Origin of the sequence: Gallibacterium salpingitidis, assembly GCF_030517105.1 — a bacterium.
Taxonomy (GTDB): Bacteria; Pseudomonadota; Gammaproteobacteria; order Enterobacterales; family Pasteurellaceae; genus Gallibacterium; species Gallibacterium salpingitidis.
Window position 1 is genome coordinate 622,105 of the sequence record NZ_CP103875.1, and the last position, 26,260, is coordinate 648,364.

General features: G+C 37.0%; 24 protein-coding genes and 1 pseudogene. 14 read left to right on the forward strand and 11 right to left on the reverse strand.

Translation table 11 applies throughout. The features are described 5' to 3' along the window. Window positions 1-12 precede the first annotated feature (12 nt). Window positions 13-1,098, reverse strand: a complete 1,086-nt coding sequence (serC, locus tag NYR30_RS02975) for a 3-phosphoserine/phosphohydroxythreonine transaminase (protein WP_066105080.1) — start codon at window positions 1,096-1,098, stop codon at window positions 13-15. 207 nt (window positions 1,099-1,305) lie between these two features. Here serC and NYR30_RS02980 point away from each other — a divergent pair, with 207 nt between their 5' ends. Then, on the forward strand, window positions 1,306-1,650 hold the full coding sequence (locus tag NYR30_RS02980) for a DUF496 family protein (protein WP_066105083.1): 345 nt from the start codon (window positions 1,306-1,308) through the stop codon (window positions 1,648-1,650). Window positions 1,651-1,816: 166 nt separating this feature from the next. Here the strand turns inward: NYR30_RS02980 and ltrA (NYR30_RS02985) are convergent, their stop codons facing one another. From ltrA (NYR30_RS02985) to rplM, 4 genes are all read right to left on the reverse strand, one after another. Next, on the reverse strand, window positions 1,817-3,538 hold the full coding sequence (ltrA, locus tag NYR30_RS02985) for a group II intron reverse transcriptase/maturase (protein WP_302501845.1): 1,722 nt from the start codon (window positions 3,536-3,538) through the stop codon (window positions 1,817-1,819). A gap of 1,926 nt (window positions 3,539-5,464) precedes the next feature. After that, window positions 5,465-7,186 (reverse strand): group II intron reverse transcriptase/maturase, encoded by a 1,722-nt coding sequence (ltrA, locus tag NYR30_RS02990; protein WP_302501846.1) that lies wholly within the window; start codon window positions 7,184-7,186, stop codon window positions 5,465-5,467. A 1,837-nt stretch (window positions 7,187-9,023) separates the two neighbouring features. Beyond that, window positions 9,024-9,413 carry a 30S ribosomal protein S9 gene (gene rpsI / locus NYR30_RS02995; protein WP_066105085.1) on the reverse strand — a complete coding sequence of 130 codons (390 nt, stop codon included), beginning with the start codon at window positions 9,411-9,413 and terminating at the stop codon, window positions 9,024-9,026. A 16-nt stretch (window positions 9,414-9,429) separates the two neighbouring features. Continuing rightward, entirely contained in the window at window positions 9,430-9,858 is a 429-nt protein-coding gene (gene rplM / locus NYR30_RS03000) for a 50S ribosomal protein L13 (protein WP_066105088.1), read from the reverse strand. A gap of 265 nt (window positions 9,859-10,123) precedes the next feature. Between rplM and arsC the strand changes: the two genes are divergently transcribed. The 5 genes and pseudogenes from arsC (at window position 10,124) to NYR30_RS03025 (ending at window position 12,673) form a co-directional block, all read left to right on the forward strand. After that, window positions 10,124-10,486 carry an arsenate reductase (glutaredoxin) gene (gene arsC, locus NYR30_RS03005; protein ID WP_066113149.1) on the forward strand — a complete coding sequence of 121 codons (363 nt, stop codon included), beginning with the start codon at window positions 10,124-10,126 and terminating at the stop codon, window positions 10,484-10,486. Between the two features lie 89 nt (window positions 10,487-10,575). Further along, window positions 10,576-10,731 (forward strand): annotated as a pseudogene (locus tag NYR30_RS03010) (alternative ribosome-rescue factor A); the annotation flags it as partial. A gap of 186 nt (window positions 10,732-10,917) precedes the next feature. Continuing rightward, window positions 10,918-12,033, forward strand: coding sequence for a transglutaminase-like domain-containing protein (locus tag NYR30_RS03015; RefSeq protein ID WP_302502437.1), 1,116 nt, complete (start codon window positions 10,918-10,920; stop codon window positions 12,031-12,033). Continuing rightward, a complete protein-coding gene (locus NYR30_RS03020) occupies window positions 12,005-12,358 on the forward strand; it encodes a mercuric transporter MerT family protein (RefSeq protein ID WP_066105096.1) in 354 nt (117 codons plus the stop codon). Before NYR30_RS03015 ends, NYR30_RS03020 begins: the two co-directional genes overlap by 29 nt. 9 nt (window positions 12,359-12,367) lie before the next feature. Then, a complete protein-coding gene (locus NYR30_RS03025) occupies window positions 12,368-12,673 on the forward strand; it encodes a heavy-metal-associated domain-containing protein (RefSeq protein ID WP_302501849.1) in 306 nt (101 codons plus the stop codon). A gap of 187 nt (window positions 12,674-12,860) precedes the next feature. On the opposite strand, the gene grcA is transcribed toward NYR30_RS03025, so the two are convergent. After that, window positions 12,861-13,244, reverse strand: a complete 384-nt coding sequence (grcA, locus tag NYR30_RS03030) for an autonomous glycyl radical cofactor GrcA (protein WP_065234831.1) — start codon at window positions 13,242-13,244, stop codon at window positions 12,861-12,863. A gap of 293 nt (window positions 13,245-13,537) precedes the next feature. On the opposite strand from grcA, the gene ung reads away from it, so the two are divergent. The 6 genes from ung to NYR30_RS03060 all read left to right on the forward strand — a co-directional run bounded on the left by ung (window position 13,538) and on the right by NYR30_RS03060 (window position 19,082). After that, window positions 13,538-14,206 carry a uracil-DNA glycosylase gene (gene ung / locus NYR30_RS03035; RefSeq protein WP_066110062.1) on the forward strand — a complete coding sequence of 223 codons (669 nt, stop codon included), beginning with the start codon at window positions 13,538-13,540 and terminating at the stop codon, window positions 14,204-14,206. 12 nt (window positions 14,207-14,218) lie between these two features. Beyond that, complete coding sequence (yaaA, locus tag NYR30_RS03040; RefSeq protein WP_066110064.1) at window positions 14,219-14,998, forward strand: peroxide stress protein YaaA; 780 nt, start codon at window positions 14,219-14,221, stop codon at window positions 14,996-14,998. Continuing rightward, window positions 14,991-15,563, forward strand: coding sequence for an HI_0983 family protein (locus NYR30_RS03045; RefSeq protein ID WP_066110065.1), 573 nt, complete (start codon window positions 14,991-14,993; stop codon window positions 15,561-15,563). The genes yaaA and NYR30_RS03045 overlap by 8 nt, the downstream gene beginning before the upstream one ends. Continuing rightward, window positions 15,553-16,449: a cation diffusion facilitator family transporter gene (locus tag NYR30_RS03050; RefSeq protein WP_066110067.1), complete on the forward strand. Its 897-nt coding sequence runs from the start codon at window positions 15,553-15,555 to the stop codon at window positions 16,447-16,449. The genes NYR30_RS03045 and NYR30_RS03050 overlap by 11 nt, the downstream gene beginning before the upstream one ends. Before the next feature lie 130 nt (window positions 16,450-16,579). Beyond that, a complete protein-coding gene (gene pfkA, locus NYR30_RS03055) occupies window positions 16,580-17,545 on the forward strand; it encodes a 6-phosphofructokinase (protein WP_066110069.1) in 966 nt (321 codons plus the stop codon). A 199-nt stretch (window positions 17,546-17,744) separates the two neighbouring features. Then, a complete protein-coding gene (locus NYR30_RS03060) occupies window positions 17,745-19,082 on the forward strand; it encodes an NAD(P)/FAD-dependent oxidoreductase (protein ID WP_066110071.1) in 1,338 nt (445 codons plus the stop codon). A 33-nt stretch (window positions 19,083-19,115) separates the two neighbouring features. On the opposite strand, the gene NYR30_RS03065 is transcribed toward NYR30_RS03060, so the two are convergent. The 5 genes from NYR30_RS03065 to gpt all read right to left on the reverse strand — a co-directional run bounded on the left by NYR30_RS03065 (window position 19,116) and on the right by gpt (window position 23,869). Further along, the gene (locus NYR30_RS03065) at window positions 19,116-20,447 is read right to left on the reverse strand and encodes a sensor histidine kinase (RefSeq protein WP_082966192.1); all 1,332 of its coding nucleotides are present in this window, start codon (window positions 20,445-20,447) and stop codon (window positions 19,116-19,118) included. Continuing rightward, the gene (locus NYR30_RS03070; protein WP_302501857.1) at window positions 20,429-21,091 is read right to left on the reverse strand and encodes a response regulator transcription factor; all 663 of its coding nucleotides are present in this window, start codon (window positions 21,089-21,091) and stop codon (window positions 20,429-20,431) included. The genes NYR30_RS03065 and NYR30_RS03070 overlap by 19 nt, the downstream gene beginning before the upstream one ends. An 82-nt stretch (window positions 21,092-21,173) precedes the next feature. After that, complete coding sequence (locus NYR30_RS03075) at window positions 21,174-22,718, reverse strand: phosphoethanolamine transferase family protein (protein ID WP_066110074.1); 1,545 nt, start codon at window positions 22,716-22,718, stop codon at window positions 21,174-21,176. Between the two features lie 75 nt (window positions 22,719-22,793). Further along, entirely contained in the window at window positions 22,794-23,381 is a 588-nt protein-coding gene (gene lpcA / locus NYR30_RS03080) for a D-sedoheptulose 7-phosphate isomerase (RefSeq protein WP_066110076.1), read from the reverse strand. Between the two features lie 29 nt (window positions 23,382-23,410). Further along, window positions 23,411-23,869, reverse strand: coding sequence for a xanthine phosphoribosyltransferase (gene gpt / locus NYR30_RS03085; protein WP_065234819.1), 459 nt, complete (start codon window positions 23,867-23,869; stop codon window positions 23,411-23,413). Between the two features lie 138 nt (window positions 23,870-24,007). On the opposite strand from gpt, the gene NYR30_RS03090 reads away from it, so the two are divergent. Both NYR30_RS03090 and ubiE read left to right on the forward strand, forming a co-directional pair. Continuing rightward, window positions 24,008-25,468 carry an aminoacyl-histidine dipeptidase gene (locus NYR30_RS03090; RefSeq protein ID WP_066110078.1) on the forward strand — a complete coding sequence of 487 codons (1,461 nt, stop codon included), beginning with the start codon at window positions 24,008-24,010 and terminating at the stop codon, window positions 25,466-25,468. Window positions 25,469-25,477: 9 nt separating this feature from the next. After that, complete coding sequence (gene ubiE / locus NYR30_RS03095; RefSeq protein ID WP_066110080.1) at window positions 25,478-26,257, forward strand: bifunctional demethylmenaquinone methyltransferase/2-methoxy-6-polyprenyl-1,4-benzoquinol methylase UbiE; 780 nt, start codon at window positions 25,478-25,480, stop codon at window positions 26,255-26,257. Window positions 26,258-26,260: the final 3 nt, after the last annotated feature.

The window sequence follows — 26,260 nt, forward strand, 5'->3', positions numbered from 1 at the left end:
ATGAATTAATAATTATTGGTTTTCTTGTGCGAATTTATCCATAAAAGCGATTAACGCTTCAACGCCCGCAATTGGCATTGCGTTATAGATTGAAGCACGCATTCCGCCTAATACTTTATGTCCTTTTAAAGCACGTAAACCGGCAGCATTGGCTTCACTGACAAATTTCGCATTAAGTTCATCATTACCAGTAGTAAAGGTAACGTTCATCAATGAACGATTAGCTTCGGCGATATTGTTACGATAGAACGGACTTTGATCGATGTATTGATACAATAATTCTGCTTTAGCACGATTTTTTAATTCGACACTTTCGAGACCGCCATTCGCTAATAGATTTTCAAAAACTAAAGAACAGAGATACCAAGCAAAAGTTGGTGGAGTATTAAACATAGAATCGTGATCACGAAGAATTTGATAATTCCAAACAGATGGCGTGCTGCGGCGAGCTTTGCCAATTAAATCATCACGAATAATGATTAAGGTAATTCCCGCTGGCCCCATATTTTTTTGTGCACCGGCGTAAATCATACCAAATTTGCTGATATCAATTGGGCGAGAAAGGATATTGGATGACATATCAGCGATTAAGGTCGTATTACCAACATTAGGCACATCAAAAATTTCTACACCGCTAATGGTTTCATTTGGGCAGTAATGAACATAATCATATTGATCAGCAATATCACTGAAATCGAGTTCTTTTACTCCAGTTTTACCATCTTGTTCAGTTAGAATATTAATCTCATCAATATCACCAAATAGTCTTGCTTCTTTTGCTGCAGCACCAGACCAGTGTCCACTGGTTAAATAAAGTGCTTTACCATTTTCAGAAAGGAGATTCATTGGAATAGCAGCAAATTGACCTCTTGCACCGCCTTGTGCAAATAGAATTTGATAGTTTTCCGGTACGTTAAACAATTTACGTAAATCTTCGATGGAGCGTTTTGCTAATGCCATAAAATTAGCACCGCGGTGGCTAACTTCCATTACGGAAGTTCCTAAAGATTCCCAATCAAGTAATTCTGCTTGTACACGTTGTAACACTTCCTTTGGCATCATTGCTGGACCAGCACTAAAATTAAAGACTTCTGTCATAGTTACCTTCTTTATTTTATTCGTTAAAATTTGTCTAGTTTTAACACTAGCGAAATGAATTATCAACGGCTTTCTGTATTGTTTGTTAATTATTGTTCACGCTACTGTAATCTATACGAAAAAGGGTGATATCTTTTTGACGATGCCAGAAAAAACCGTTACAGTAAGCGACAGAATTTTATTTATTACATTAAGAGAGCGTTTATTATGGAAAATGTAAGCAAAAAATGTTTTGAAGATGTTTTGGAGTATGTGCGTATGTATCGTCAAAAGAATAAACTTTTGCGTGATATTGCTGATAATGATCGTAAAATCCGCGATAACCAAAAACGTGTGTTGTTATTAGATAACTTAAATCAATACATCACTGATGATATGTCAGTAGCGGATATTCGCGCCATTATTGCAAATATGCGTGAAGATTATGAAGCTCGTGTTGATGATTATATGATTCGTAATGCTGAAGCATCTAAACAACGTAAAGAAATCAGCAAAGCGATGAAAGAGCAAACTAAATTGCATGCTGAAATGTTGAAAAAAGATAAAGAATAAGTTTGAAAAGAAGCAAAAAGTAAAGGGTCGTAATAACGACCCTTTTTCTTTGATTCTGATAGTACAAATCGTAGTCGGGTAGCAAAGGTATATTACTATACCTTCGCCCCCTAAGAACTGTACAAGCGAATTTCTCCGCATACAGCTCAAGCCTTTCTATTAACTATTAGCTAGTCGGCTTTACAACTTTCAAATTTAAGGCGTGTATTTTTGTATGGCAATTTGGGTGTACCAAACAACGATTACTTAACGTATCATTACCACCAAACATTTTGTACACGATATGGTGATCGTGCCAACCTGTTTCTTTGGTAATTGGTAACCCGCATAACGCACATTTTCCACTTTGGTCTTTATATAGAGCTTGCCATTGTTGCCTATGAGATTGTTCATCATATAGACGATCTTGGCTAAGTTTTTCTCCGTATAATTCCCATTCAGGCAAGAACGGATTATATTCAGACTTTATTTTAATATGCCGTTTTATTTTAACATTTCCACAATAAAACAAATTTAATGGATATGTTTCACCTTTATCATTGGTATATACCGTGCCAAATAGCCAATTACGGGTCGCATTGGTACAAAAGTATTTCTCCTTTATCCACTTGATCCCTTTATTGTGATGACGCCGCTTACACCATTTCCATAAGGCTTTCCAAACTAAAGCATCCATCCGTCCAAATATTTTACTTGCCACTTGGCTTTTATGATAATTTGCCCATCCTCTTAACATTGGATTTAGCACCATTATTAAGTCTTTCTGTTGAGCCATTTTCATTGCAGAGATTGTTGATTTAACCTTATTGTAGAATGCTTTTACATTCTTTTGACTTGGTCTAACCAAAATCTTGGATTTGAAACGTCTAACAGTCCAACCTAGAAAATCAAAACCTTGTTCAATATGCACAACCTTTGTTTTTTCTGCCGACAAGGTTAAACCTCTTTCTGCTAGAAAACCTTCAATTAAAGGAATGACTTTTTCCTCAAGCAATGCTTTTGTTTTCCCTGAGATAATAAAATCATCTGCATATCTTACTAGATACGTTTTGTTTTCTCGGATTTTTCTACTTCCTTTTTTCCCAAAATGGTTTTCAAGTAAGCATTCCAATCCATCTAATGTCATATTTGCCAACGTTGGCGAAATAATACCGCCTTGCGGTGTACCTTCTGTAGTCTGTTTTAATTGACCAAATTCTACAACACCTGATTTTAGCCATTTCCTCAATATTCGCTTATTCATCGGAATATGCTTTATTAGCCAGTCGTGGTTTATATGGTCAAAGCAACCAGCAATATCCGCATCCAGTACCCATTCAACAGCTTGATTGGTTTTCTTCCCTTTATGCGAATAAATTTGGTGTATATGGGTAATAGCGTCTGCCGTTGAACGGTTTAGTCTAAACCCATACGAACCTTTGTCAGCGGTTGTTTCTGCTACAGGCTGTAATGCTAATAAATGTAAGGCTTGCATTGCTCTATCTTTCATTGTTGGAATACCTAATGGACGTTTCTTTCCATTGGTTTTGGGAATATAAACTCGTCTTAATGGGCGAGGTTTATATCCTTTGTCCGTTAAAGAGAGTGCTGCTTGCCATTTTGCTTCAGGGGTATTCCAAAGCACTTTATCAACACCACTTGTCTTTTTGCCTTTATTTTCAGTCACTCGCTTTACCGCCACCAATTTGGCGTAATGCGAGTGGGTGAGCATTCGTTGTAAGTTTTTCACTTTACGCCAATCGCTCTCCTGCGTAGCCTTCGCAATCCGAATTTGCATTCCTTTCACATACCTTTCTGCTTTACGCCATTCAACGTAATGCCATTGTGAGATGTGCGAGGTCGCTGGATTGCAAGCTACCTTTTCAGTATAATGCTTACGCTCTTTCATACCTACCTCTGATATTACAAGGTAAGTTAAAAGGTCTCGGTAAGTGGGTAAATTCCTCACTGTAAACTTGGTCGTGTACAAGAGGAACTACCGAATACCGATAGTTTTAACCGCTCTTGTAACCGATTGGGTTAAAGAGTACGGGCGTTAGGTGTGATGGGATTTCCCACCCATCACAATGAGCTAATCAAGTTAATTAGCTAGCAAGCCTAACGCTCGCCTTTCTTTAAATAGTTTACATTTGTTATTAGTTTGTTTCCCTCCCATTAAAGTAAGAAAACTTTAAATTACCCGAATAGGACAAACTAACACTAATAACCCTTAAAGGAATTGCTACTCATCTTGCGATGAAAGACCAGTTGGAAGTCTGCACCCTTTCGGATTAGGTTATGTTTCATACCCTATCTACATCATTACAATGTAGCCTTTTGCTTTTTCCAACCTCCCTTACCTGCATTTTCAACAGTATTGCTTACGCTTTACCTGCCTTGTTTGTTTTACTCAATCATTCTATTTCAAACGGTTTGAGTATTGTGGACAAGGCGAAAATACAGGCTTACCAAGTTCCATTATCATCACACGAATAGTGAAGATACAACCTTTTCCCCGACAGCACTAATGATGGCGTATTCCCACGTTAAAGAGGAATAACCGACTGCCTACCTTTTGGTTAAAGCCTATCAATAGCTTTGGCTTTGTCTCAATAACGAGGTTTATCAGTTGTTCACTTTCATTTATCTTTCTATTCAGTCTAGCCCCTCAAGAACTTGCTATTAGTTCTCTCTCAATAATTTCTCACGATTTTATTGACTGATTGCTCAGGAGTTCATTGTCAGGAAGCTCTGCACAACACCGTTGCCAGTGATGCACTATCCCTAGACTACTGTTAGCCATATAACAGGTTACCTCATCAATACTACTGCACTACTTATATCTTCAGTTTTATTGATTGTAACAATGATGATAACAGCTTACGCATACTTACTAAGTTGGTACGCCCTATACTGCAATAAATAAGCCTTTACTGTTACTTCCAAATTCACTTCTGCTTTCTATTCGCAATGTTTAAACTTATCCTAAATACAATCCCACTCTTCTTTATCTAGTATAAAAAATACAAAGTGATTAAACTTTCTATTTCCAGATTAGAAGAGTAATTAATGAATTATAGGTACAGTAAAGCCTAGCTCCTGAAATCTTGAGAATGTATTTATTCCCATTCTTTCATTTGCTATCGAAAATACTCCATATCAAGAGTATTTAGTGAATAGATAAATGTATATACTCAGATATACATAAAGTGAATAAGTAAATGTATATTCAATGATATACATAATGTGAAGTAAGTACTCCCTCCCTAAGATTTACCAGATCTTAGTTCTGATAGTTTTTCTGAGCACTGAACTATCTTTGGGCTTTCTTTATAGTAGGTGTGTAAACTTTTCTCCTTTCTGGGGTATGGGTAACCCAACTAATAATTTCAGTTTTCCCTGAAGTTATTGTCTTAATACTTTTGATAGTATTAACAGGAAGTATGGGTAACTTCGAAACGGGATCTTGCTTACTTACTCTTCTTAATACTTTGTTAAACAGGGAATATTAAGTACATCAAAGTGAAGATCATACCTCTATCCTTTAGAGATGGTCTGTTTACATTGACCAACTTAGAACCAAGTTTTGAGCAACGCTCCGTTCTTGGTCTGCCTTCCCAAGCACCTCCGAGAGGTGCTTGAAAAGTTGGAAATAACTGGTCGGTGCAACCAGTATTTCCTGCAATAAATCCTTGATATATAAGGAAATATTGCCATAAGTACGACACCTTGTCGCACTGTCGGGTAGCGAAAAGATATTACTATCCTTCCGCCCCCTAAGAACTGTACAAGCAAATTTCTCTGCATACAGCTCAAGCCTTTCTATTATCTATTTCTAGACAGCTACTTTACTGATTATCAAGTTCAATGCGTGTATCTGACTATGACAAGTTGGGTGAACCAAACAACGATTTCTTAGGCTATCACTTCCGCCATTTATTTTATAAATAATATGGTGGTCATGCCAACCTGTTTGTTTCGTAATTGGTTGATGGCAATAGGCACATTTCCCTTTTTGTTCCTTAAATAACCAGCTCCAAACTCGTCTGTGTTTCTCTTGGTTATATAACCTACTCTGACGAAGAAGCTCACTTTCTAGTTCCCATTCAGGTAAAAACGGATTATATTCCGATTTTATCTTTATGTGCCTTTCGATTTTCACTCCACTACAATAGACTAAGTCTATTGGGTGTAAATTTCCTTTCTTATTAGTATAAACAGTTCCAAATACCCAATTTCGGTTAGCTGTAGTACAAAAGTATTTCTCTTTTATCCACTTTATCCCTTTATTGTGATGTCGGCGTTTACACCATTTCCATAAGGCTCGCCATACTAATGCATCCATTTTTCCGAAGGCTTTACTTGCTACTTGATGTTTGTGGTAGTTTGCCCAGCCTCGTAACATTGGATTAAGTACTCTGATTAGGTCAGACTGTTTTGCCATTTTCATTTTAGAAATAGTTTCTTTGACCTTACGATAAAATGTTTGCACATTCTTTTTGCTTGGTCTAATTAATACTTTTCCTTTGAAACGTCTTACATTCCAACCTAAAAAGTCAAAACCTTCATCAATATGTACCACTTTCGTTTTTGTTTCCGAGAGTGTTAAACCACGTTCTGTGAGAAAATCTTTCACAAGTGGGATGACTTTTTCTTCCAGCAATTCCTTAGAAATTCCCGAAATAATAAAATCATCTGCATACCGAACTAAGTAAGTTTTGTGTCTTCGGATTTTTGACCCATTCTTTGCCCCAAAATGTTGGGCAAGTAATGTTTCTAATCCATCCAATGCCATATTAGCTAACGTTGGAGAAATAATACCACCTTGTGGTGTTCCTTCTTCCGTTCGCTTCAGTTGTCCAAATTCCACTACACCTGATTTTAGCCATTTATGTAATATCCGCTTATTCATTGGAATATGCTTTAATAGCCAATCGTGGTTAATATGGTCAAAGCAACCTTGTATGTCTGCATCTAATACCCATTCTACTGGCTGATTAGTCTTTTTCCCTTTATGAGAGAATATCTGATGGATATGTGTTATTGCGTCCGCTGTGGAACGTTCTAATCGAAATCCATAGGAACTTGTATCCGCCAGTGTTTCTGCTACAGGTTGTAGCCCCAATAAGTATAATGCCTGCATTGCTCTGTCTTTCATTGTTGGAATGCCCAATGGGCGTTGTTTCCCGTTTGCTTTGGGAATAAATACCCTCCTTAATGGTAGTGGTTTATACCCTTTTTCTGAAAGTGAGAGAATTGCTTGGTATTTCTTCTCAGGACTATCCCATCGCACCTTGTCCACGCCAAATGTGCGTTTACCTTGATTTTCAGTGACTCGTCTTACCGCCATTGCTTTTGCATAAAACGAGTGGACAAGCAATCGTTGTAAGTTTTTAACCTTACGCCAATCTTTTGCCAAAGTTGCCTTCGCAATCCGAACTTGCATTCCTTTCACATATCTTTCTGCCTTATGCCAATCAACATAATGCCATTGGGAGATGTGCGAGGTCGCTGGATTGCAAGCTACCTTTTCAGTATAATGCTTACGCTCTTTCATACCTACCTCTGATATTACAAGGTAAGTTAAAAGGTTTCGGTAAGTGGGTAAATTCCTCACTGTAAACTTGGTGGTGTACAAGAGGAACTACCAGATACCGATAGTTTTAACCGCTCTTGTAACCAATTGGGTTAAAGAGTACGGGCGTTAGGTGGTCGGGTATTCCCAACCTGATTGACTAATCAAGTTAATTAGTCTGCAAGCCTAACGCTCGCCTTTCTTTAATTGTTTACATTCGTTATTAGTTTGTTTCCCTCTTCATCAAGACGAATAAATTTCATACGTCTTTCAAAAGCAAACTAACACTAATAACCCTCAAAGGAATTGCTGTTCATCTTACGATGAAAGACCAGTTGGAAGTCTGCATCCTTTCGGATTAGGTTATATTTCACACCCTATCTACACCATTACCATGTAGCCTTTGCTTTTTCCAACCTCCCTTACCTACATTTTCAACAGTATCACTTACGCTTTACCTGCCTCTTCTAATTCTCTTACCTAATACATAAGTATGTATCAGTATTGAGTATTGTGGATGAGGCGAAAATATAGGCTTACCAAGTTCCGTAATTATCACACGAGTAGGGAAGATACAGTCTGTTCTCCGACAGCATTATGATGGCGTATTCCCAACGTCAAAGAGAATAACCTGCTGCATACCATTTTGGTCTAAGCCAATAGCAACCGTAGGCTCTTCCTCATAACGGAGTTTATCAACTGTTCACTTTCGTTTATCTTTCTACTCAGTCTAGCCTCTCTCAGTGTGTGTTGCTCACACTTTCCTTATATTACTTCACAGTAATATAAACCCTCACGGGGAGTACATTGTCAGGATGCTTTGCACATTATCGTTGCCAATAATGCACTCTCCCTAGACTACTGTTAGCCATATAACAGGTTGTACTATGAAAAATTGGCTGTACTACGTTATATCTTCAACCATTTTCATCACAACAATGATAATTACAGCTTACGCATACTTACTAAGTTAGTTTTCCTATACTGCAATAAATAAGCCTTTGCTGTTACTTCCAAATTCGCTTTAGCTTTCTATTCGCTTTGTTAAACTTAAACTTAACCTAAATACGATATAACCTTTTCCTTAATCTAACCTCAAAAAGATAGCTATCTCTTTTATGTCTAGAATTAAAGAAGAGTTAAATCGTTGATAAGTTTTAGGTATAGTAGAACCTAGCTCCTGAAAATCTTGAGAATTATCACATTCCCAATCAATTCATTCACTATTGAAATACTCTTTAACAAGAGTATTTATTGAATAGATAAATGTATATCCTGTGATATACATAAAGTGAATAAGTAAATGTATATTCCATGATATACATAATGTGAAGTAAGTACTCCCTCCCTAAGGTTTACCAGACCTTAGTTCTGATAGTTTTTCTGAGCACTGAACTATCTTTGGGCTTTATTTATAGTAGGTGTATAAACTTTTCTCTTCTCTGGGGTATGGGTAACCCAACTAATATTCTCAATGTAATTTGAGATTATTGTCTTAATACTATTATGAGTATTAACGGGGAGTATGGGTAACTCCGAAACGGGATCTTGCTTGCTTACTTTTCTCAATATTTTGTTAAACAGTGAATATTAAGTACTTCAAAGTGAAGATCATACCTCTATTCTTTAGAGCTGGTCAGTTTACATTTACCAACTTAGAACCAAGTCTTGAGCAACGCTCCGTTCTTGGTCTGACTTCCCAAGTACCTCCGAGAGGTACTTGAAAAGTTGGAAATGGTTGATATAATTACCACCCATTTCCAGCAATAAATCCTTGATATATAAGGAAATATTGCCACAAGCACGACTACTTGTCGCACTAACGTTTTGAGTATTGTGGACGACGACGTGATTTGCGAAGACCCACTTTTTTACGTTCAACACGACGAGCATCGCGGGTAACGAAACCAGCTGCACGTAATGCAGGACGTAAAGTTTCATCATATTCCATTAATGCACGAGTAATACCGTGACGAATTGCACCTGCTTGACCAGAAATACCGCCACCTTTAACAGTGATATAAAGGTCAAATTTCTCTGCCATATCAACTAATTCTAAAGGTTGACGAACAATCATACGTGAAGTTTCACGACCGAAGTAAACGTCGATATCACGTTGATTAATAGTAATTTTACCTGTGCCCGGTCTAATAAATACACGAGCTGAAGAGCTTTTGCGGCGGCCTGTGCCGTAGTTTTGATCTGCCATAGTCTAAACCTCGTGATTAAATATCTAAAACTTGTGGTTGCTGTGCAGCGTGATTATGTTCGCTACCTGCATACACTTTTAATTTACGGTACATTTGACGACCTAAAGGACCTTTAGGCAACATACCTTTAACTGCGATTTCAATCACACGTTCTGGACGGCGAGCAATCATTTCAGCAAAAGTCGCTTGTTTGATACCACCAACGTAGCCAGTGTGCCAGTAATAAATCTTGTCAGTTTTTTTACGGCCGGTTACAGCAACTTTATCTGCATTGATAACGATGATGTAATCACCTGTGTCAACGTGTGGAGTATATTCAGCTTTGTGTTTACCACGCAAGCGGCTTGCGATTTCTGCAGCTAAACGACCTAAAGTTTTACCTGTCGCATCAACTACATACCAGTCGCGTTTTACTGTTTCTGGTTTTGCTACAAAAGTTTTCATTAATTAATTACCAAAATAATAATTTAACACCCTGTGTTCAACAATTTGAACACACCTTTTCGCTCTCAATCAGCACCCCTTCGAGTGTATTTTAAGCATAAAAAAATTACATGGCGGGAAAAACCGATGTAATTAACAGGGTCGCAAAATTATACAGGAAGCAAAATGAAAAAACTATGCTAAATTTTATTTTTCTGTTTTATTTTTTGATTTTTATGAAGGCGTGATAGAGTAGATAGGCTTATTTAATAAAAAGGAGTGAAAAATGACAATTCAAATTTTGCATAATCCACGCTGTTCAAAAAGTAGAGCTACTTTGCAATTATTGGAGGAACAACAAGTACAGCCAGAAGTGGTGCTTTATTTACAACATCACTTTTCATTACCGGAATTAAAAGCATTAATGGTCAAATTGGGAATTGATGATCCGCGTTTAATGATGAGAACAAAAGATGATTTGTATAAATTATTACAATTAGATCAACTTGATCCAACCATCCCTGAACAACAAGAAAAACTATTACAAGCGATTGTCGATAATTCAGCTTTATTGGAACGTCCGATTGTCATTAATGGCAAACAGGCGAGAATTGGGCGTCCGCCAGAAAATGTATTGGAAATTTTATAGCCGAATAAACTCAAATTTGCCATAATACGCACCGCCGCATAGTCGGCGGTATTATTGTGTTAAATTAAATGACTCAAGAAGGAAAAAGTATGAAACAAAACTATCAACACCAACGAGGTGAAATTCAAGAGAGTGCAATCAAAGCATTAGTGAGCGATAAACTGTTTAGACAACGTATTGAACGCAAGCGCAAAGGTAAAGGCAGTTATCAACGCAAAGCGAAACACGTTAAGCACGATTACCAAAGTGCAACAATAAAGGTTCTATTTTAGAGTTTTTATTGTTGCACTTTTTTCTTATCAATCTTTTTATCAATCACTTTTACACAAAATACCCCTTTCTTTTTTTACAAATCTGAGTATCCTAACTGAGTTCGCTTTGCGGACGCTAAAATATAGCAAGTTATGTTTATTTTAAGGTACTACAATATGATGAAAAAAGTTTTCTTAGCATCAATGCTAGCTTCGACTGTTGCATGTGCATCAAATCCATCTCCTTCTACTTACACTAATCCGAATACTACTGTTCATACTTACGAATTTACCAATAGTTATGATCTTGTTGTGCCAAAAGGGGCACAAGGCGAAACCAATTTATGGGTACCGCTACCGTTTAATAGCGATTATCAAACCTTGAAATCAATTGAATTTGAAGGGAATTATCGCAATGCGTATATCACCGAAAATAACCAATATGGTGCGAAAACACTCTATGCGAATTGGGGTGAAAAAGCGGATAAACGTATTCTCAAAGTAAAAATGGTGATCGAAACTCAAGATCGTGAGCCAATGGCAGCCGGGTTATTAAAGAACTATAAAGCACCAAAAGAGATTCAATATCCAGTTGATGTGCGAACTTATTTAAAACCAACTGCGCACATTAAAACTGACGGTATTGTGAAAGAATATGCTGACAAAATTGTTGGTAAAGAAACCAATCCATTGAAGAAAGCAGAGCTAATTCACAAGTGGATCGTTAACAATATGGAACGTGATAATTCTGTATTAGGTTGCGGTGATGGCGATGTAGAAAAAATTCTTACTACTGGCGTGCTAAAAGGTAAATGTACTGATATTAATTCAGTCTTTGTTGCCTTAGCGCGTGCTTCTAATATTCCTGCTCGTGAAATTTTTGGTATTCGTCTTGGTGCTGCACCTAAGATGTCAAAATACTCTAAAACCGCTTTTGGTAGTGCAAAAGATGGTGTTGCTAATGAGAATGGCGGACAACATTGTCGTGCAGAATTCTATTTAGCTGGTTTCGGTTGGGTGCCAGTTGATTCTGCGGATGTAGCGAAAATGCGTTTAGCAGAGAAAAAATCAGTTAATGATAAAGATACACAAGCAGTCGCGAAATATCTATTTGGTAACTGGGAAGCGAACTGGGTCGGCTTTAATCACGCACGTGATTTTGATCTCTATCCAGCACCAGAGTTAAAACCAATCAACAATTTTGGTTATCCGTATGCAGAAGTTGGTGGTGATCCATTAAATTCATATAGTCCGAAAGAATTTGGTTATGAGTTCATTTCTAAAGAAATCAAATAATCAATTTTTAGTGAGTTGCGTTACTGCTGTGGTTGCAGCAGTAACCTCAACCCTTTGTTGTATTGCACCATTGATCTATTTGGTGTTTGGTATTTCTTCTACTTGGCTAATCGAATTAAATCGCTTTGACTATTTACGCATTCCGATGTTGATCCTGTCGTTAGCTGCTTTTGGCTATGGCTTTTGGTTGTTAATTTTTTCCAAAAAAATTATCTGTACCAAATATTTATCACGTAAATGGTTAATTGCTCTTTATTGGATCGTGTTTATTGTGATTTTATTTTTCCTGACATATCCAACGGTATTACCTTGGTTTTTAGAATAGGAGAAGTGTATGTATAAAAAAATACTCAGCTGTTTATTGTTGGCAATTTCAGTGTTGAATGTGAGTTATGTGAGCACTGCGCAAGCAGCAACAACACAAACTGGCGAACGTGAAGTATCGTTCTATATTAAGGAGATGACCTGCCAACTTTGTGTCTATTTGGTGAATAAAGAGCTACGTGCGCTTGATGGCGTGGTAAAAACTAAAGCCGATATGAATGCACACACAGTAAAAATTATTGCCAAACCAACCGTTACCAATCAACAGCTAATCCAAGCAATCGAAAAATTACACTATACGGCGCAATTGCTCTAATTTTCTTTCCTTTCCAGTCCTTACAATTAAGGTGTAATTCAGTGAATGTTAGCGATTTACAGTGCATATCTCTAATCATAATACATTATTTTCATATAATTTAAGGACATTATTATTGTAGCTAAAGATCGCTAGATAAAAAAACGGCGATCATTGAGATCGCCGTTTTATCAGAAAAGCTAAATTATTATAGGCTTTCAGTGAAAGTACGAGTAATTACATCGCGTTGTTGTTCTGGAGTTAAAGAGTTGAAACGTACTGCATAACCAGAAACACGAATAGTTAATTGTGGATATTTTTCTGGGTGTTTTACCGCATCTTCTAAAGTTTCACGACGTAATACGTTAACGTTTAAGTGTTGACCACCTTCTACTTTTACAGTTGGTGCAACGTCAACTGGTAATTCACGATATTCAATTTTGCCTAATTCGTTGATAGCAACGATTTGATCTTCAGCATAATCGCCTTTTGCACATAAGCAACGAGCTTCACCTTTTTCGTTGTCTAATAACCAAAATGAGTTAATTAAATTGTCATTTGCTGCTTGTGTAATTTGAATACCTTTAATCATGATTGCCTCCGAAAGCATCTGTTAATAACCTAATGAACTGCGCAAATTTTATCAAAATATTTTATATATTCAAATTAAATTATAATTATTTAGCTATCTCAAGAATAAAAAATTCTTTCTTTATCAATTATTTTGATTTTAATCAAAAAATAATTAGCTCTAATCTTTAGAAAGAAATTTCTTTTTACGTTTAGCTAATGAAATTGTAACAAATGGTGATGTAATTTTTATTTTTGATCTGCAAAAATGTTTTTTATAATTTAGCGATTGATACGCTAAATAAGGATATAACCATGAGAACATGGAAAGAGATGATTGGTGGGGAAAAAGCGCAACCTTATTTCCAGCAAATTTTGCAACAAGTGCAACAACAACGCGATTTGGGCAAAATTATCTATCCACCAAAAGCCGATGTATTTAACGCCTTCCGTTATACAGAATTTGATCAAGTTAAAGTCGTCATTTTAGGACAAGATCCTTATCATGGCCCTAATCAAGCGCATGGTTTAGCATTTTCGGTTAGACCAAATGTACCGCCACCGCCATCTTTATTAAATATGTATAAAGAATTAAGCCAAGATATAGCAGGGTTTCAAATACCGAATCATGGCTATTTAGTCGATTGGGCAAAACAAGGCGTTTTATTGTTAAATACGGTGTTAACGGTTGAACAAGGTAAAGCACATTCACACGCTAATTTTGGTTGGGAAACCTTTACCGATCATGTGATTGCAACATTAAATAACCATACAACTGGTTTGGTGTTTTTATTGTGGGGCAGTCATGCACAGAAGAAAGGACAATTTATTGATCGGCAGAAACATTGTGTACTTGCAGCGCCGCATCCATCGCCATTATCAGCACATCGCGGTTTTTTCGGATGTCACCATTTTTCGCGTGCGAATCAATATTTAATTCAGCAAGGAAAAACACCAATTGATTGGAAGTTAGCCAATATTTAATAAAGGAAGAATATGTTAGCAATTATTTCACCAGCGAAAACGTTGGATTTCACCACGCCAACCCCGATTCACGATTTCACTCAACCTAGTTTGACCGAATATAGCCAGCAATTAATTACTATTTGTCGTCAGTTGGCGCCAGCAGATATTGCTTCACTAATGAAAATTAGTGATAAGCTTGCTGAGCTTAATGCAGCGCGTTTTGCTGAATGGCAAGCAGAACATAATGATGAAAATAGCAAAGCAGCAATTTATGCGTTTAAAGGTGATGTTTATACGGGCTTAGAGGCTGAAAGTTTATCGGCGCAAGAGATTGAATTTACGCAAACGCATTTACGTATGCTGTCTGGTTTATATGGTTTATTGCGTCCATTAGATTTAATGCAGCCTTATCGTTTGGAAATGGGAACAAAATTAGCTAATCCAAAAGGTAAGGATCTCTATCAATTCTGGGGCAATGTGATTACCGATCATTTACAACAAGCGCTTGATCAACAGGGCGATAATATTTTGATTAATGCTGCGTCAGATGAGTATTTCAAAGCGGTGAATACAGATCGTTTAAAAGCAACCATTATTAAACCGATTTTTATGGATTATAAAAATGGTAAGTATAAAATTATCAGCTTTTATGCGAAGAAAGCGCGTGGCTTAATTTGTCGCTATATCATTCAGAATCAATTAACTAAAGTAGAACAGTTAAAAGAGTTTGATTTGGCTGGTTATTGGTTTGATCAAGCGAATTCAACCGCAACAGAATTAGTATTTAAACGGGAGTTAAAAGATGATTAAACGTTTATCTTGGTTGGCTATCTTATTATTAACTGGCTGTGTCACACATCAAGTTAGCCAGCAAAAAGTGGCAGTACCGACAAAGTTAAGTTTTGCTAATCAAGAGTATCAATTAAGTAAAACGGATGATTTGGGCAGTGTGGTGAAATATACCTATCAATTGATCGATACCAATAGTAACAAACATTCCCACTTAGAAATTTTCCAAGATTTACAGCAAGATTTTGCTAAGACAGATGCGAACTATCAACAACGGATTGCGTTGCGAGAAAAAATGTTTGCGCGTTCAGATATCAAAGTATTTAGCAATCAAACTAAAGATGGCAACCTATATAGCTATGTGGTTTATCCGCCAGCAGAACAGTTTACTGATTACCAAGTGGATGTGGCAAAAGGGGAAAATTTAGTCTCTTGTGGTTTTGTACAGTTGCAATATAGCGAACAATTTGCACCAGTAAAAAGCAGTACCATGGCAGTGTTAAAAAAATTAGAACAACAGCAGGCATTACCGCTAGTGAAAACCATGACACAATATTCATTACCATGGAGTTGTAATGAAAAATAACTATTCGGTTTATGTAAAACGTGCTGCTTGTTTTGCGATTTTTACTGCACTGTTTTTGGTATTAATTAAATCGATTGCGTGGTGGAAAACTGGATCTGTCAGTATTTTAGCGGCGATCACCGATTCGTTATTGGATTTACTTGCCTCTTTTACCAGTATGTTGATTTTGCGCTTTGCCTTGATGCCGGCAGACGATAATCACTCTTTTGGGCATGGTAAAGCGGAATCATTAGCTTCGCTTGCACAAGGCATGTTTATTTGCGGATCGGTAATCTTTTTATTCTTGCAAGGTGTACAGCGTTTACATTCGCCAGAAATCACTGAGCATAATATTTGGGGCATTGCGGTAACAGTGGTATCGGTGGTGATGACCGCTATTTTAGTCGCATTTCAAAAATACACGATTAAATTAACAGATAGTCCTGCTATTAAAGCGGATAGCTTACATTATCAAACAGACCTGTTTATGAATTTAGGGATCTTGTTGGCGTTAATGTTAAGTTATTATGGCTTTGTCATGGCAGATGCGATTTGTGCGTTAATTATTGCGGTATATATTTTAATTAATGCCTTGAAAATGGTAGCGGAAGCGATCCAAATGTTATTGGATGTGGCGTTGCCAGATGAAGAGATTGAGTTAATTAAACAGATTGCTAGCCAAAATAAACACGTGTTAGGGATTCATGACATTAAAACACGTCGCGCTGGAGCAGTACGTTTTATTCAATTGCATTTAGAGTTAGAAGATCATCTGCCTTTAGTAGTAGCGCATGATATTACGGAAGAGTTAGAGCAAGCACTGCTTAAAGCATTTCCAAATTCAGATGTAATCATTCATCAAGAGCCAACTTCAATTGTGAAACAAGAGATATTGCAGGACCAGTAGAATGGCTAAGTAGATCAAAAATTACAAAAGTAATCATAAATTTCACTAGAGCATCAGCAGTGAATAGTGTAATCTTAGCGCGGTTTTGATTTATTTTTAGCTTTAAAATATTTCCTAATGAGGACGAATTATGATTAAGAAAATTGCCGTATTAACAAGTGGTGGCGATGCGCCAGGTATGAACGCTGCAATTCGTGGGGTTGTGCGTGCAACTTTATACGAAGGTTTAGAAGTGTATGGCGTTTATGACGGTTATCAAGGTCTTTACTACAATAAAGTAAAAAAATTAGAGCGTTATCACGTATCTGATGTAATAAATCGTGGTGGTACTTTCTTAGGTTCAGCACGTTTCCCAGAGTTCAAAGATCCATCTGTACGTGCAAAATGTGTAGAAAATTTACGTTTCCATGGTATTGATGCGCTTGTCGTTATCGGTGGCGACGGTTCTTATATGGGAGCAAAATTATTAACCGAAGAACACGACTTCCCTTGTATCGGTTTACCAGGAACCATTGATAATGATGTGGCAGGTACTGATTATACAATCGGTTATCAAACAGCGTTAGAAACAGCGTTAGATGCTATTGACCGCTTACGTGATACTTCAAGCTCACATCAACGTATTTCTATTGTTGAAATTATGGGACGTCACTGTGGTGATTTAACCTTAGCAGCTGCAATTGCCGGTGGTTGTGAATTTATCGTTGTTCCAGAGCGTCCATTTGAGCGTGAAGCGTTAATTCGTAAAGTGGAATATGGTATCGAAAAAGGTAAACGCCATGCGATCATTGCAATTACTGAACATATGTGTGATGTGAATGAATTAGCGAAAGAAATTGAAGATCGCGTTCATCATGAAACTCGTGCCACAGTATTAGGCCACATTCAACGTGGTGGTTCACCTTGTGCTTTCGACCGTATTCTTGCTTCAAGAATGGGCGTTTATGCGGTTGAATTATTGTTACAAGGTGAAAAAGGTCGTTGTGTAGGTATCCAAAATGAACAACTTGTTCATCACGATATTATTGATGCAATTCAAAATATGAAACGTACCTTCAAAGAGGATTGGTTCAATACTTCAAGAAAACTTTACTAATTTCACTTAAAATCCTTGTATTTACGCATACTGTTGCTTGCAGTATGCGTTTTTTTATTTCTCTTTTTTATCCGCAATCTACTTATAACCATTAAGATTAACAATTCATTTGATAATAATTTTTTTCTATTAAATAAATGAAAGAAATTAAGCTATAATTTCACCAAAATTTTACAATTATCTTAATGGAGAAACATTTATGCAAAAAATAGTGATTGTCGGTGGTGGTGCTGGTGGTCTTGAGCTTGCAACTTTTCTTGGACATAAATTAGGTCGCAAGAAAAAAGCGGAAGTGATTCTAGTTGACCGTAATCAAACTCATTTATGGAAACCGTTACTGCATGAAGTAGCAACAGGTTCTTTAGATGATGGTGTTGAAGCGGTAAGTTACCGAGCTCATGCCAGAAATCATGGCTTTTTGTTTCAACAAGGCTATATTACAGGGCTTTCGCGTACAGAAAAGAGTATTACTTTAGCGCCGATTACCGATGAACGCGGTAAATTGTTGGTAGCAGAACGTAAGATTAATTACGATATTTTGGTGTTGAGTATTGGCAGTAAATCGAATGATTTTAATACTAAGGGAGTTAGTGAAAACTGCATTTTCTTAGATAGTCCAGATCAAGCGCTCTATTTCCAAAAACGTATGATTCAACTCTTTTTGAAGTTTGCAGAAGATAACAATCAAGCTACAAATGATGTAGCAGTAGCAGAAAAAATCGAGTTGGTTGAACCAAACAAAATTAATATTGCGATTGTTGGTGCTGGTGCAACAGGCGTTGAATTATCAGCGGAGCTCTATAATGCCGCACAATATTTATCCGATTATGGCTTCGGTAAAATCGACAATAGCTGTTTAAAAGTCACTTTAATTGAAGCGGGCAATAAAATCTTACCAGCATTATCAGATCGTATTATCAATGCGGCGCATAAAGAATTAAATGCGTTGGGTGTAGATGTACGTACGAATACCCGAATTGTCGAAGCAACCGCGAATAGTTTAATTACCAATGAAGGTGAAGAAATTAAGGCGGATCTAATGGTTTGGGCTGCTGGTATTCGTGCTTCTGATGTAACGAAACAATTTGATGGTTTAGAGATCAATCGTATCAATCAACTACAAGTGACAGATACCTTACAGACGACATTAGACGATCATATTTTTGCCATTGGTGATTGTGCTGCACTATTACAGAAAGATGGTAAGCCTGTGCCACCACGCGCGCAAGCTGCACACCAAATGGCAACAACTTGTGGTAAGAATATTCTCGCTTTATTAGAAAATAGACCGTTAAAAGCCTTTACTTACTATGATCATGGTTCTTTAGTATCTTTATCAAGATTTAGTACCGTAGGTAATTTGATGGGGAATTTAGTTAGAGGATCGATGACGATTGAAGGGCATATTGCGCATTTTATTTATGTTTCTTTATATCGTATGCACCAAGTCGCCTTACATGGCTGTTTTAAAACGGCGCTATTTGTTTTGGTCGGTAGGTTAAATCGTTTTATTCGTCCATTGATGAAACTGCATTAATTAATCGAGAGATTGGTAGCGATACCAATCTCTTTAGTTTTCACTAATAAAACTAATCTCAACTCTTAAGCCATGTTCATATTGTTGTGCAGGTTTTAATTGGATAGAACCATGATAGTGCTGTACTAAAGTATTAACAATTGCCAACCCTAGACCAGTGCCTTGTTGTTGTGTACCTAAAATACGATAGAAAGGTTTTAATACTTTGTCATATTCTTCAACTGGAATGCCATTACCATTGTCTTCAACACTGATAATGACATTGTTCTCTATTTTAGTAACAGAAAGATCGACTAAACTCCCTTCTGGCGTGTAGAGAATCGCATTTTCTACTAAGATTTTAATCATCGTAAACAGATCTGTTTCACTGATTTGCAATGAATAATCCTGCTCACTAATCACACCTATATCAATCTGCTTTTGTTCTGCTAATGGCAGTAATGTTTCAATCACTTGCTTAAAGGTATTTTTAACTGAAACATTATCTATATTTGTTGGTGTTGATTGTGCTTGGCTGCGCGCAAATGAGAGTAATTGATCCAATAAATGACGATTACGTTGGATGGCTTCAACCAAATGTTCAATTTGTTGCTTGGTTTCTGCTGGTACAGTATGAGTTGTTAGCCGTTCTGCTTGCAGAGAAAGTACCGTCATTGGCGAACGTAGTTCGTGAGCTGCATTAGCAATAAATTGCTGCTGTTCTTTAACGGATTTATCAACGCGTTTTAATAAATGATTAATGGCTTCGATAAAGTTATGCACTTCGTATGGTGTGTTCGCTAATGGAATCACACTAAGATCATTTTCCTGCCGTTGTTTAATTGCAGAAGACAAGCGACGCAGCGGTATGAAAGTAAAATTAATCACGATGATACCGAGTAGGATGACTAAAGGAATAAAAATTAAGAAAGGCAATATCGTTGCCCAAGTGGCTTCAATCGCTTTTTTGGTACGAAATTCGGTTTCTTGCATTACAGCAAATTTTAGTGCATTAATTTGTCGCACATAGACACGAAATTCTTTTTTATTAATTTTAACTGTATAAAATCCCTCATAGAGTTGATCTAAAAAAGGAATAAAATATTTACCGCGTGGCGGGGTTAAATTGGTTTGTACATAAATTTGATTGTCTTCATCGTTGAGCGGCATTTTTTCTGCCAATGCACTGCGTAATGATAAAAAACGTGCAGTTTGGATTAGCCAATCATCTTGTAATTGGTAAGCGGCGTAGAAAGCCTTATAAGCTGTGGTTACACCTGTAATTCCAGCGGTTAAAAAAGTGACTAAAACTAAAGTGAGCGTGAGTTTGGCTTGAATGGAATAACGCCATCTCATTAATAAACGTGCTATTTTGGAATAGTCCATCCAACACCTCGAATATTTTTAATCGCTTCTTTGCCCAATTTTTTTCTTAATGAATGGATTAAAAAATCAACGGCATTACTTTCTACTTCTTCACCCCAGCCATAAATTTTATCTTCTAAATCGCTGCGAGAATAAATTACCCCAGGATGTTGTAATAAAACTTGTAAAATAGCAAACTCTTTATTGGTAAGTTGGTGGCTATCATTAGTGGCAGTATTTTGCACTTGGTAGGTTTTTAAATCTAATTTTAATGGGCCATAACAGAGTTCAGATGTGAGATGTTCACTTTGTTTACGCAAAGCAACGCGAATTCTCGCCAATAATTCCGCCATATCAAAAGGTTTGATCATATAATCATCAGCACCACCATCTAAACCTTGTAAACGACTTGGCAAATCGTCACGAGCAGTCAGAATGATAATTGGGAAACGATATTGTTGTTGGCGTAATTGCGCTAATACTGTTAAACCATCTTTTTTGGGTAAACCTAAGTCTAATAGCGCAAGATCATAGGGTTGTGCTTTTACCGCGCTTAGCGCTAATTCCCCATTTTCTACCCAATCAACAGCATAACTTGCTTCTTTTAGATGCGCTGACAGTGCTTCAGCAATCATTGCATCATCTTCAACCAATAGAATTCGCATATCATTATCCCTCATAAAGCAAACTGTCTTATTTTAGACGTTCGCAGCAAATTGGCAAAAACAAATTTGCTGCGAGTAGAGGTTATTTACCACGAATATCAATTGCTGGATCAAGTTTAGTTTTTGGTAAACGTTCTTTTAAACCATAATCATCGGGATCATCTTTACAATTGAATAAATCGAATTCTGGTGATACTTTCTCGTTAGTAATACCAATCCAGTTAGCGATAGCTTCAGTGAAATTTAATCCTGATTTAAAGCTTTTACATTTTGTGTGCTGCTGGCTGTCAGAAGCGGTCATAAATAATGGCACATCGTGATGTAATGGACTGCCAGCGTTATTAAAGAACAAAATCTCACCATCAATTGTTTTGTGAGCTAAACCATGATCAGCAAAATAGATCATCGTAAAAGGTTGTTGAGTGGCTTGATATTGTTGTTGTAGTGCTTGATAAACTTGCGCTAATACTTCATCAGTCTTTTTGATAGAAGAAACATAACAGCTTAAATAGTGATATTTTTTATTTTTCACTGGTGCAATGTTTTTGTAATCTCGAATACGGTCACAGGCTTTTGGATGCGAGCCATAGAGATGCAAGACGATAAATTTTGCTTTATCCGTTTGTTGTTGTAAAACTTGCTTAAATGGTTCTAACAATTGGAAATCACTAGAGTTATTACGAATAGAGTCATTATTGGCAATAAAATAGGTTTCATCGTTTAAATCAGCAATTGCAGTGACTGGAGTATCGAATTCACCAAAAAAGCCTTGATTGGAAATCCAGTAAGTTTTCACACCTGCCGCTTTGATTAAATCAATCAAGCTTAAAGAGTAATTTGGTGCCCAACGTTTAGTATCTGGCTTAGTTAGCATCAAGCGCAAAGATGCAATGGTGTTGCTGCCAGCGGATTCCAAACCATCCACTAAAATGCCATTAGTTTTTTCAATGAAAGGGGTATTTTCAATTGGGTAGCCATAAGCGTGCAAATAATCACGTCTAGCACTTTCTCCAATTACTAAGACATAATTTTTATATTTACCAGAGAATTTTGCTGGTCCCCATTCGCTTTCTACTTGAAATTGATTAAGTTTCAATAATTCGTCTTTAACCTGATTAGCTGCAATAAAGAAAGTATGGAAAAAAGCAAACGGTGTTTGATTTACCAAAGCAAAGAATATCATCAAACAAAGTAAGGTTTTGTTACGATAAAACTTTAACTGGAAACGTTGGCTAAGATAACGAAATAGTAATAGCAATGGGATGATTGCCACTGCCATTGCATAATACTTAAATGGAATCTGTTGTAAAAATTCAACACCTTCCGCGACATTTGTTGCCAATACAGAAGCCAAATATTGGTAATTTGGTTCACCGAACATCAGCCCCACAGGGGTGTATAAGGTATAAGCGATGGCAATAGGTAAGATAATTGCATAAAAAGCAATGCGTGATGCATTAAAAATTAAAATAAGAGCACTCAACAACAAGATATCTTGTATTTCAATTTCTTTACCACTGCCCATCAGCATAAAAAGCGCAGAAAAATAGAGCGCAGTTAAGGCAATAATAATGATAAAAAGTTGTTTTAATTGAGATAGTTGAAATAGGGAAGAGAAACGTTTCATTCTATTTTGCTAACTTAAATCGTAAGTAATTCAAAAAATTAGGGGAGAGATCTCCCCTAAACTAAAACGATTGGATTAAGCGTTTTCTTTTGCCATTTCAAATTCAATTAACATCATTAAGATATGAATAACCTTAATGTGAATTTCTTGAATTCGATCAGCATAACCAAAATGTGGAACACGAATTTCTACATCTGCTAATCCTGCCATTTTGCCCCCATCTTTTCCTGTTAATGCGATAACTTTCATTCCTTTTGCTTTAGCAGCTTCAATGGCATTCAATACGTTTTTAGAGTTACCGGAAGTAGATAAGCCAAATAGGACGTCGCCTGTTTGTCCAACTGCTTCAACATAACGTGAAAAGACGTAATCATAACCAAAGTCATTACTTACACAACTTAAATGGCTAACATCAGAAATAGCAATAGCAGGATAACCCGGGCGATTTTCACGATAACGTCCCGTTAGTTCTTCAGCAAAGTGCATCGCATCACAATGCGAACCACCATTGCCGCAGCTTAACACTTTGCCACCTTGTTTGAAGCTATTCGCAATTAATAATGCTGCTTCTTGAATAAGTTGAATATTCTTATCATCAGATAAAAATTTATCTAATACATCAGCCGCTTGGGTAAGTTCTGCTTTAATTTGTGTTAAATACATCAGCAACTCCAAAGATTTTTTGCTTAAAATTATTTACGAGAGAGTGGCGGTACAAAGGTGATTCCCATATCCCAAGGTTGTTCAATCCAAGTATTTTGTGGAATATCAACAATATAATCGTCAACTAACGGTGCACCAGTTGGTTTTGCAAATACTGTTACAAATTTAGCTTTTGGATACATTTCACGAATAGCGCGAGCAGTATTACCTGTATCGACTAAATCATCTACTACGATAAAGCCTTCACCATCACCTTCAGCACGATGTAATACTTTTAATGTGCCTTGTTGATCATGGTCATAACTTGCAATACACACAGTTTCAACTAAACGGATACCTAACTCACGTGCGATTACCGCTGCAGGGAATAAACCACCGCGACTAACAGCAATAATGCCTTTCCATTGAGAAGCTGGCAGTAAACGTTCAGAAAGTTTACGCGCATGCATATGAAACATATCCCAAGTAACAACGTATTTTTCGCTCATAATAACTATACCTTATGTTTTTGATTTGAAGTGATAAATAAAATTGCGTAAGGATAACCTGAAATTGTTTTCTATGCTATCATTTAGCGCAATTTCTTTTTTGTTTTAGCTAAAAGTTACGATTTTAGAGGGAGATTTATGTCGTCAATTACAGAATTATCACCAAAACTTATTTGGCAATGGTTTGCGAAAATTTGTGCCATTCCTCATCCATCACATCATGAACAAGCACTAGCAGATTTCATCATTAATTGGGCAAAGCAGAAACAATTTTGGGTAGAACAAGATAAAGCAGGCAATATTTTAATTCGTAAACCCGCAACAGCTGGTATGGAAAATCGTCAGCCAGTTGCATTACAAGCACATTTAGATATGGTGCCGCAAGCGAATAAAAATACACCGCATAATTTTCTTACTGATCCAATTCAACCTTATGTCGATGGCGAATGGGTAAAAGCAAAAGGTACGACTTTGGGTGCTGATAATGGTATTGGTATGGCATCTTGTTTGGCAGTTTTAGATAGTGATGATTTGGCACATCCAACATTAGAAGTGTTATTAACTGCTAGTGAAGAAACTGGTATGGGCGGAGCTTTGGGGCTACAACCAAATTGGCTGCATAGTGAAGTGATGATTAACACTGATACAGAAGATGAAGGTGAAATTTATATTGGTTGTGCTGGTGGCGAAGATGTTGATATTCGTTATTCACTTGAATGGCAACCAGTTACCGAACAAGAACAAGCAGTGCATTTGGCATTGACAGGTTTGAGAGGCGGACATTCTGGTGCTGAAATTCACCTTAATCGTGGTAATGCTATTAAACTATTGGCTCGTTTATTGGAACAAGTGGCGGCACAATCTGTACCATTCCGTTTAGCGGATATTGCAGGTGGTTCAGTACGTAATGCAATTCCACGTGAAGCTTTTGCCACCGTATTGGTACCGACTGCATCAATGGCGCAATTTAACCAAGTGTTGCAACAATTACTTACCGAGTTGAAATCAGCATTAGCACAAGCAGAAAGTAAATTGCAATTAGAGCTTTCTGATGCAACTGCGAAACAAGGTGTTTCAGTACAACAAACGGCAGCAGTATTAGATTTAATTAATAGTTTGCCAAATGGAGTAATTCGTTATAGTGATGCACTGCCAGATGTTGTAGAGAGTTCTATTAGCTTAGGTGTTTTAGAAACTCGAGAAACAGAAGTGAAATTAACCTTATTAGCTCGTTCGTTAAATGAGCATGGTCAAGATACAGTAGTAAGTTTGGTTCGTTCAGTCTGTCGTTTAGCGGGCGCAGAAGTGAAATTCTCTGGTCGTTATCCTGGTTGGGAACCACAAGCTGAATCCGCAATCGTTAAACAAACTAAGGTGCTTTACGATCAAATTTTAGGCAAAGAGAGTGTGATTAAAGTGATTCATGCTGGCTTAGAATGCGGTTTAATTAACAAGGTCTATCCAAATATGGAAATGGTTTCAATTGGACCAACTATTTTGGGCGCACATTCACCAGATGAACGCTGTCATATTCCAGCAGTATCGACTTATTGGCAGTTATTAACTCAACTATTAGCTACCATTCCAGAGAAGAAATAAGGATTGCTAATGGAACAAATTAGAGAAGAACAACAAACTGAAATGGGAGAAGAAGTTACCCATTTCGGTTTTAAAACCGTAGCAAAAGCAGAAAAACAAAAACTGGTTGCGAATGTATTCCATTCCGTTGCGGATAAATACGATTTAATGAATGATTTACTATCATTTGGTATTCATCGTGTTTGGAAGCGTTTTACCATTGACTGCAGCGGTGTGCGTAAAGGGCAGAAAGTGTTAGATCTTGCTGGTGGAACTGGCGATTTTACCGCTAAATTTTCACGTTTGGTTGGGGAAACTGGACAAGTGATTTTGGCGGATATCAATGACTCAATGCTGCAAGTTGGTAGAGAAAAATTACGCAATTTAGGTGTGGTCGGCAATGTCGAATATGTTCAAGCAAATGCGGAAATGTTGCCATTTGCCGATAATACTTTTGACTGTATTGTGATTAGTTTTGGTTTGCGTAATGTTACCGACAAAGATAAAGCGTTGCGTTCAATGTATCGTGTGCTAAAACCGGGTGGACGTCTATTGGTATTAGAGTTTTCTAAACCAATTTTAGAACCATTAAGCAAGGTGTATAACTTCTACTCATTTAATATTTTGCCAAAAGTGGGTGAAGTAGTAGTGAATGATGCTGACAGTTATCGCTATTTAGCGGAATCTATTCGGATGCATCCAGAACAAGCAGTGTTGGAGCAGATGATGATTGATGCAGGCTTTGAACAAACGCAATATTTTAACTTAACTGCGGGTATTGTTGCGTTACATCGTGGCTATAAGTTTTAAAGG